10 protein-coding genes are annotated in these 8,843 nt (G+C 41.5%); 5 read left to right on the top strand and 5 right to left on the bottom strand.

What is annotated here, in order from left to right; all coding sequences use genetic code 11:
- Positions 1 to 340: 340 nt before the first annotated feature.
- Both CES79_RS12130 and CES79_RS12125 read right to left on the bottom strand, forming a co-directional pair.
- The gene (locus CES79_RS12130) at positions 341 to 814 is read right to left on the bottom strand and encodes an S-ribosylhomocysteine lyase (RefSeq protein ID WP_054656476.1); all 474 of its coding nucleotides are present in this window, start codon (positions 812 to 814) and stop codon (positions 341 to 343) included.
- A gap of 59 nt (positions 815 to 873) precedes the next feature.
- Positions 874 to 1,659: a carbon-nitrogen family hydrolase gene (locus CES79_RS12125; protein WP_089137359.1), complete on the bottom strand. Its 786-nt coding sequence runs from the start codon at positions 1,657 to 1,659 to the stop codon at positions 874 to 876.
- Positions 1,660 to 1,814: 155 nt separating this feature from the next.
- On the opposite strand from CES79_RS12125, the gene CES79_RS12120 reads away from it, so the two are divergent.
- Both CES79_RS12120 and CES79_RS12115 read left to right on the top strand, forming a co-directional pair.
- Positions 1,815 to 2,456 (top strand): histidine phosphatase family protein, encoded by a 642-nt coding sequence (locus CES79_RS12120; RefSeq protein WP_159459500.1) that lies wholly within the window; start codon positions 1,815 to 1,817, stop codon positions 2,454 to 2,456.
- 149 nt (positions 2,457 to 2,605) lie between these two features.
- On the top strand, positions 2,606 to 3,796 hold the full coding sequence (locus CES79_RS12115) for an acetate/propionate family kinase (RefSeq protein WP_089137357.1): 1,191 nt from the start codon (positions 2,606 to 2,608) through the stop codon (positions 3,794 to 3,796).
- Positions 3,797 to 3,939: 143 nt separating this feature from the next.
- Here CES79_RS12115 and CES79_RS12110 read toward each other — a convergent pair whose 3' ends face one another.
- Entirely contained in the window at positions 3,940 to 5,022 is a 1,083-nt protein-coding gene (locus CES79_RS12110) for an Ldh family oxidoreductase (RefSeq protein WP_089137356.1), read from the bottom strand.
- Between the two features lie 634 nt (positions 5,023 to 5,656).
- On the opposite strand from CES79_RS12110, the gene CES79_RS12105 reads away from it, so the two are divergent.
- Positions 5,657 to 6,802 (top strand): RNA-guided endonuclease TnpB family protein, encoded by a 1,146-nt coding sequence (locus CES79_RS12105; RefSeq protein WP_089137355.1) that lies wholly within the window; start codon positions 5,657 to 5,659, stop codon positions 6,800 to 6,802.
- Between the two features lie 133 nt (positions 6,803 to 6,935).
- Here CES79_RS12105 and CES79_RS12100 read toward each other — a convergent pair whose 3' ends face one another.
- Entirely contained in the window at positions 6,936 to 7,778 is an 843-nt protein-coding gene (locus CES79_RS12100) for a GRP family sugar transporter (RefSeq protein WP_089137354.1), read from the bottom strand.
- Between the two features lie 425 nt (positions 7,779 to 8,203).
- Between CES79_RS12100 and CES79_RS13160 the strand changes: the two genes are divergently transcribed.
- Both CES79_RS13160 and CES79_RS12095 read left to right on the top strand, forming a co-directional pair.
- The gene (locus CES79_RS13160; protein ID WP_263851332.1) at positions 8,204 to 8,332 is read left to right on the top strand and encodes a hypothetical protein; all 129 of its coding nucleotides are present in this window, start codon (positions 8,204 to 8,206) and stop codon (positions 8,330 to 8,332) included.
- Positions 8,333 to 8,411: 79 nt separating this feature from the next.
- On the top strand, positions 8,412 to 8,621 hold the full coding sequence (locus CES79_RS12095; RefSeq protein WP_225362440.1) for a transposase: 210 nt from the start codon (positions 8,412 to 8,414) through the stop codon (positions 8,619 to 8,621).
- A 101-nt stretch (positions 8,622 to 8,722) separates the two neighbouring features.
- Here CES79_RS12095 and CES79_RS13215 read toward each other — a convergent pair whose 3' ends face one another.
- Entirely contained in the window at positions 8,723 to 8,830 is a 108-nt protein-coding gene (locus CES79_RS13215; RefSeq protein ID WP_089137360.1) for a hypothetical protein, read from the bottom strand.
- Positions 8,831 to 8,843: the final 13 nt, after the last annotated feature.

Raw genomic sequence — 8,843 nt, 5'->3', positions numbered from 1 at the left:
GGAAGGATAAAGCAATGGCGATATCCTTTTTTCGTGTCAACATACATAGATTACAGAAAGAAAAATCTGTTGTCGATCATGTCTTGTGACATGACCAACAACAGATATGATAGAACCGTTAAAACGTGCTCAACAGAGCAGAGACCTACTGCGTAAGTGGCAGTTAGTAAAAATCTAAGTTCGGGATTTTCACCTGCTCGTTGCTGCCACCTAGCCGAAACGTGTGAAACAAAGCAGAGACCTATATGTAAGGGGCAGTTAGTAAAAATCCAAGTTCGGGATTTTCACCAACTGCCCCTTACACACCGGTCTCTAAACGCTTTGTTTCACACTCTACACTCTAAACCGTATGCCGTTCAAATGGATCGTCACTGATACCAGCATCAACAATGTCGCGTGACCATTGCTTAGCTGAGAATAATGAATGGTCACGGTAGTTACCGCAACTATACTTATCAGTACCTTGAACATCTTTCCATTCGATTGTATCGGCAATTTCTTCTAGTGAACTCTTCAATGCTTTAGCAACTTCATTAGTTGAATGTTCACCCCAAGTAATCAAATGAAACCCAGTCCGGCAGCCAAATGGTGAGCAGTCAATGACACCATCAAGACGGTCGCGTAACAGACCTGCCAACAGATGTTCAATCGTGTGCAGACCTGCCGTTGGAATTGCATTTGTATTCGGTTGTACTAACCGTAGATCATAATTTGAAATTGCATCGCCCTTTGGTCCCTTTTCTACCGTGATCAAACGGACGTATGGTGCTTTAACCTTTGTGTGATCCAATGTAAAACTTTCTACTTTAGCCATAAAAATCCTCCTTGAGATTTATATCTGTTCACCCCCTATTATACCATTGCTTACGGGTGTCATTCGTATAAATCAGGCCGCCGATCAGCAAATACGGGCATGAAGCCGCGCACTTTATCCGTGGCATTAATATCGATCGTCACCGTCTTCAGTTCCTCTTCGTGGCCAAGGTACAGCACGTTATTGCCCAGCGGATCGATCACAACCGAATTCCCGCCGAACCGGTTTTCCGGATCAGCACCAACCCGGTTAACGCCCACCACAAAGCTTTGATTCTCAATCGCACGCGCAGCCAGCAATGTGCGCCATTGTGGCATCCGTGGCGTTGGCCATTCTGCTGGGACAAAGATAATCCGGCTATCATTTAACGACAGTGTCCGCAGCCATTCGGGGAAACGAATGTCATAGCAGATCACACTGGTGGCCGGAACGCCCTTCACCTCAAACTGGTCTTTTTTACTGCCAGGGGTCAAGAATTCATCTTCATGCATTAAGCCAAACAAATGGACCTTATCATAGGTTGACAGTAATTTACCCTTTTCATCAATAATGTAGGTGGTATTAAAAAATTGATCGCCCCGTTTAGTAGCAACCGAACCTGTATGAATCATAATATGGTACTTTTGAGCTAGGGCCTTAAAAACGTGCAGGGTCTGCAGGCCGTTCACATCGGCAATATCGTTAAACCGGGTCAAATCATACCCCGTGTTCCACATCTCTGGAAAAACCACGATATCGGCTTGTTCAGTTGCAGCTTGGGCAACAAACGATTCAATTCGCGCAAAATTTTCGGCTGGTTTACCAAAACTAACGTCCATTTGTGCTACTGAAATTGTAATTTTCATTTCAAGACCTCCAAATTCATTTTTAGTATAATACTGATGGCGTGACTATCAAGCCAAAATTAATCATGACGCTTAAATTTATAAAAAAAACGAGGTTGCATCTCCAGTTATTTTCCGCCACAATAAAAGAAAAAAGCACGAAAGAAGTTGTCACTATGAATTCATTCACCGTTTATCTAGTTCGTCATGGCAGTACAACGTTAAATAGCTTTAACCGGATGCAGGGCTGGATCGATTCCGACCTGTCTGATGATGGGATCCAGCAGGCTCAGCAGGCTGCCGAAAAGTTACAGGCAGTCACCTTTAACCGCGCCTTTTCTTCCGATTTAGGCCGCGCAGTTAGCACCCGCAATCTAATTTTGGACCAACTGCATCAGGCCCCTCAAGAAATTGATCAGCTGCCAGAATTTCGTGAAGTCAACTTCGGCTTCTTTGAAGGACTGAACTCCGATGACATTTGGGCTGGTATCGCAGCCCCCTATGGCAAGCACAGCCAAGGTGACCTGATTGCTATAGGTGGCTTAAAAGAAGCTCGTGATGCCATGAAACAAAGTGACCCATCGCACACTGCTGAAGACTATGATGAGATCATCTCACGCATCAAAAACGGCTTTAAAGCCCTGCGTGAACACTGTGAAGCCGGTGAGTCCATTTTACTGGTCAGTCACGGGACCATCATTCGCACAATTGCCGATTATTTAGGCGTCGACACGATGGATAATTATCCGAAAAACGGCGGTGTCAGCAAACTGACTGTTGCCCCCGACCAAGTCATCGTCGAGGCTTATAATCAGTAACCTTGAAAATTTGGCTTTCATACTTTAAAAATGCGTTACCATGGGATTTCGTCCAATAAGCGAAACCTTTTTTTGCTTTTACTTGAAAACGATTTCATACTTCGCTAGACTAGATATAAGTTCTAAAAAAACAACGAGGTGGGAACAGCATGACAAAAATATTAGCAGTTAATGCAGGCAGTTCAACTTTGAAGTGGAAATTATTCTCAATGCCGGATGAAACGGTGATTGCTTCCGGTTTAGTCGACCGTTTGAACTTACCCGATTCAGTCTTTACCGTCAAACAGCCAGGTGTCGAGAAGTATGAAGTGAAAAAAGATAATATTGATTATCATTTAGCGGCCGCGATGGTTCTGACTCACTTGAAGGATGCAGGAATCGTCAAGCATTTACACGAAATTACTGGTATTGGTCATCGAGTTGTGGCTGGTGGCGAAGTTTTCACTGATTCAGCCGTCATTACCGACAAATCGCTCCGCCAAATTCATAAACTGGCGGAGTTTGCCCCCTTACACAATCCAATCGAAGAAGAATACATCAACATTTTTCAGCAGTTGCTTCCTGACGTGCCTCAAGTGGCCGTTTTCGATACTGCACTATACGCTAATATGCCTAAAATCAACGCGCTGTATCCTATTCCCTATGAATATTATAAGCAATATGGCGCCCGTAAATATGGTGCTCACGGAACCAGTCACCGCTACGTCTCGGCCAGGACTGCAGAACTGCTGGGTAAGCCCTTATCCGACTTAAAACTGATCACGCTGCACTTGGGCTCCGGTTCATCGGTGACCGCCTTTGATCACGGCAAAGTCATCGATACTTCCATGGGCTTTACCCCTCTGGCTGGCGTCATGATGGCCACCCGTTCCGGTGATATTGACCCCTCACTGGTTTCATTTTTAGCTGAAAAAATGCACCTTAAAATGAGTAAAATGATCGACATTTTGAATCAAAAATCTGGTCTGCTGGGCATTTCTCAGCTATCCCCTGATCAACGTGACTTGGAGAAAGCCGAGGATAGTAACCCGCAAGCTAAATTAGCACTGGACATGTTCGTTAATCGAGTAGTCCGCTACGTTGGTTCCTACGTGGCCGAATTAAACGGGTTGGATGCCCTAGTCTTCACAGCTGGTTCAGGTGAAAACGGTATCGGCATGCGCCAAAGAATCGTCGACCAGTTAAGTTACTTCGGTATTCAAATTGACCATGAACGTAACCAGGTCCGTGGTAAAGAACAGGTTATCAGCCCGGATGGTGCCCCAGTAACTGTTATGGTGGTCCCTACTAATGAAGAATTAATGATCGTTAGGGACGTGCAAAGACTGACACAAAAATAAGGTGCGTAAGAAAGCGGTTAGAGAGTGACTTACATGCAGCTCTCTGCTTTCTGAAGCCCGATTAGATTACACTAACCTAAAAATGGCGCTAGATTCCCACACATCCGGGAACCTAGCGCCATCGTTTATCTAAGCTAAACTGCTTACAGTGCCTTAGGCGCCTTCACACCGACTTCATCGCCAACTTTAGCTAATTCAGCAGCGGTCTTATCATCGATGAGAACACCCTGCTTCTGGTTCTCAGCGTAACGCTTGTATTCACGGTCGCCGGGGATCTTGATTTCAGTTCCTGGCAGGTGTTTCAGATTTCGAATCCGGTCAAACATTTCCGTCACGTTAGCCTTTAACGTATCCAAATCACCAAACAAAGTTGGGTCCATGGTCATAAAGAACTGGCTGAAGTCATGCTTGCCCTTGTTGGTATCAGCTGAAATCGAGCCTTGGGCTAAAATCCCCGTCAGCATTTCGATTACTAATGAGTTACCGAACCCTTTATAGTTTGAGTTATTTTCCAAATTACCGCCTAGAGTCAAGACACCGCCATCGGGACGGTCATCACTAAACGCGATGGTTGATAAATTATCTTCAACCCGCTGAGCATTCTGGTCGACTTGACGATCTTCACCAACGGCCCATTCGCCAGGAATGTTTTCACCCTTCTTGGCTAGCACCTGAATTTTACCGCTTGAAACCACGGACGTTGCGCCATCAAAAACAAATGGGTGTGGTTCAGCGGGGAAGGTAAAGGCAAAGGCGTTGGAACCTAAGAAGGCCTCCAAAGCGTTAGTAGGGAGCACCAGTGGCCGAGTATTGGTTGTGGCAATTCCAATCAAGCCTTCCTTAACGGCCATTCGGGCATAGTAGCCGGCTGTTCCGAAATGGTTAGAATTACGAATAACCGCAATGGAGACCCCTAATTTTTTCGTTTTTTCAATTAAATGCTTCATGGTAAAACCAGAGGCAATCTGGCCCATGTTCTTGTTGGCATCAACTAACATGCTGGTCGGTGTGTCCCGTAAAACTTTGGGCTTGTTGGTCGGGACAATCGTGCCGTCTTTGATCATATTCGTGTACCAAGTGATCCGTTGAATCCCGTGAGATGAAATCCCGCGTAAATCCGCGTCTACCAAGGTGTCAGCCAAGAACTCACCGTCTTCTTCAGAAAAATGGTAAGCGGCTAGAACCTGCTTTAAAAACGTTTTTTCTTCCTTTGCATCAATGCGCATCAGTAATACTCCCCTTCTTGATTACAATCTGTTTGAACCCATAAAAAAAGCCCCTGCTATTAAAACAAGGACGATTAATGATCGTGGTACCACCTAAATTTACAGTTATAAAAAACTGCCTCAGTCCGCTCATTCAAGCGGTACACGGTAACGGTGTGCTGACCGTAAACGTCGCGTGAACGCGTTTAGTACTCCGAGCTCATCTTCACCAGCTGTCAATTATGCCTTCCCATTCAGTGGCACTCTCTGAAAATTAAAAGTTGGTTACTCTTCTCATCAACATACAATAGTTATAATTTAATATCATGATAATTCTTGTACGGAAAAAAAGCAAGGTGGGCTGAAAGCGTTTGGAGAATGAAGTATCCACTTTTTGATTATGGGCAAGGAAATACGTTCTTTTAAGGACGTGATGAATTGCCCTTTTTATTTGCACATATTACAGATGGTATATCTTAAATGCTATACAACAACCTATATGAAGAATAAAAATAGGATACATATGGTTAGAGCTAGTGTATAATCTAAATCACCATAGCATATGGCGAACTAAATGCTGCAATCAAGCGTTGGAAGTATTGGAACCACTAATCGACCAGTATTAGCCGAGTACATTGACGACCAAAGAATTTAAATGACCTTAAAAGCCATTAAAACTAGAATATATCCGACAATCGAACAGCAAGAACGGATCATTGCTAACTTCGGGTATTGTCGCTTTGTCTGGAATCAGCTTTTGGCTATGCAGAAAGCGCGTTATGAAAATGGTGGCCGTTACGTTAACGAGTTTGGTATGAACTACCTGATCAAGTGCTTAAAGCAAGAATATTCTTTTCTAAAAGTAGCGGAATCAACTTCACTTTTACATGTTAGTCGCGACTTGAACCACGCTTACCAAAAGTTATTTAAAGCGCATCAAGGTTTTCCAAAGTTTAAATCGCGTAAGTTTCCTAAACAGAGTTATCAAAGCAATTCAGTTAACCACAATATTCAATTGGTTGATAACCACCACCTTAAATTACCTAAATTAGGCGATCTAAAATTTAAATCCGGCAGAAAACCGGTTGGCAAGATTAAAAATGTGACTATCCGTTTTTCGGCTACGGGTAAGTTCTATGCCGTTATTTTGGTCGATACTGATATTAAGTTTTTAGCTAAGACCAGTAATTCAGTCGGTATCGATCTGGGGGTTGCTGATTTAATGATTACCTCCGATGGCGTGAAGTACCCAACGATTCGCTTTGATAAACGACTCGGTAAAAAGAAACATTACTGGGAAAAACGTTTAGCTCGGAGAAGGTTACAAGCTCAGCAAGAAATTGCTTGGGATAAACACAATAAAGTCATTGAACCCCGCGAGCTTGCTGACTTTAAGAACTATCAAAAAGCTAAAAGGATGGTCGCTAAGTATGCTGAAAAAATAGCCAACCAACGTAACAATTACTTAAATACGTTAACTAAAACTTTGGTAGCCCAATATGATGTGATTAAAATAGAAGATTTGAAAACCAAGAATCTGCTTAAAAATCACAAACTCGTCAGAGCGATTGCTAATCAAAGTTGGCGGGAATTGCGTCGAATGCTTGAATATAAGTGCGTTTGGTATGGAAAACAGTTAGTCGCTGTTAATCCTAGAAAAACTTCTCAAATATGTTCCAGCTGTGGCTATGATGATGGTAAGCACACTTTAGATATTAGACAGTGGGCCTGTCCTAATTGTGGCATTAGTCATGATCGAGACATCAATGCCGCAGTTAATATTCTACAAGCGACTGCGTAACTTAGCGTCTAAAAGACTATCTGGCATGGAACGTGCCTTAGTAAATAGCCGTAATCTCTATCTATCATTTTCTAAATGGTAGGCAAGTCAGCGGTGTTCCTAGAAGCTCGTTACTTTAGTGACGAGTAGTTCACTAAATTTTAACCATCATAAATACTCCCAAAATTAAAATAATTAAACCAATTAATGTCGACATAATTTGTTTTTTAGGCTTTTCTTTCAAAATTAGCATAGCAGTCATCGTGGCAATTACTACGTTCAGTTGCGTTAAAGCAAAGGCATTCACCAATCCGTTTAAACCTAACGAAACCAAATAAGTAGATGCTGCACCGCCAAATAGTATTCCTGAACTTATATTTCGTATCCCTAGTCGATCGTCTCCAATCGCTTTTTTGTGACCAATTAAATAAATAACAGAAGAGCCAATCATCATGCCCATCGCCTGTGGAAAGAATCCCATCAAACCTCCAGCACTACAATAATGGGGGAAGCCAGAATAGCCCCAATAGCCAACAGTGGTTAAAAATAAAATAAAATAGGCAACTAAATCTTTATGCTGAATTTTTACAAAACCATTCGCTATAAATACTCCCAAAAGAATAATAATTAATGCGCCTAAACCTAATAAATTATCAAGCACCCCTGACCATTCTTTGAATAGCCAGCCCCCAATTAATGAATTCCCAATAGTCTGAAATGCTGTAGTTATAGGCATTACTGCACTAACACTTACTTTTTTAAAACACCAAATTTGTCCCGTCTGGCCAATACTCCAACATACTCCTGAGATAAAGTACAGTAAAAAATCAGTAGTTGAAATAGAATATTTAAATATTAGCTGAACAAAGCTTGCAAATATTAATATCCCTACACTTGTTCCAAATAATTGTTGAAAATAGCTACCACCCATTTTGGTTAAACAAATTGGATATAATCCCCAACACAGTGCAGGAATTAATCCTATTAATATATTCAAAATTAGTCACCTCTAATAATTAGCTATTGTTTTGTTAATTTTAAGGATAAATAATTAGGGACTGTTTCTAAATGTTGATTTGGCCAACGTAAACGTGATTGCAGATAAAACATATGGTGCTGAAAAACTAAGAGGCTAAATTATATTAGCTCATGGGACTGTGATTATTTTACCTACTACGAACGCCATCTGATTGAAGACTTTTTCAATCAAATGAAGAACTTTAGACGCTTCGTAACACGCTACGATAAGCTAGCTACCAGCTTTCTGTTCACGACAAAAAAGTCATGATGATTTGTTCTTATGGTTCTACAATATCTGTTATTGGTAACAGATTTTATATACTATTATTTATTGGATAAAAACGGGCATCCCCGCTCATTCATCCAAACCAATCACGATTTATAGAAAGAAAGAATACTTTTATGGGTTATGATACTACGGAATTGCTGCTGGGAATAGATGATAATCATATCAAGATTGATACTGGAGTTACCCAGACCGACGACATTATCCAGCTTACCAGCCAAAAGCCTGTCCACATTGTGGCGTAATCAAATCAACGCTCATAAAATTATTAATTATGGTTGACGTAAGACTAACGTTCGATTTATCAAAATACTAGGCAGTAACGTGCAGCTAACCTTAGTGACGCTAAAAGAACACCACGATGAGATCAGAAACACCTTTAACTATCGTTCCCCTGAGCCCCTGAAAGGAACTAATAATAAGATTAAAGCAATCAAACGGGCTAGTTTTAGCTTTCACAGTTTCTTTAGATTTAGAACGAGGGTCCTTTATACTTTGCGTATTCAGACTAAAAAAGTTCTAATCACTAAATAGTGACTAGAACTAATTTAATAAATTTACCAACAACAGTTACCGACGAGCCGGTAATTCGAGTTCTTTATTGCGTTTAAATTTTAAATGAGTGAAATCATTTATTACTTAATGTTAACTAAGTGTAAGTTGACCATATTGGTAAAGTCTTCAACCTGTTGTGCCGTTACACCGAATGAGAAGACAGTATGGTGACCACCACCGTTTTGAATCCATTGGGTAGCG

It is taken from the genome of Secundilactobacillus silagei JCM 19001 (genome assembly GCF_002217945.1).
Lineage (GTDB): Bacteria > Bacillota > Bacilli > Lactobacillales > Lactobacillaceae > Secundilactobacillus > Secundilactobacillus silagei.
This window is presented reverse-complemented; position numbering and strand designations above follow the sequence as displayed.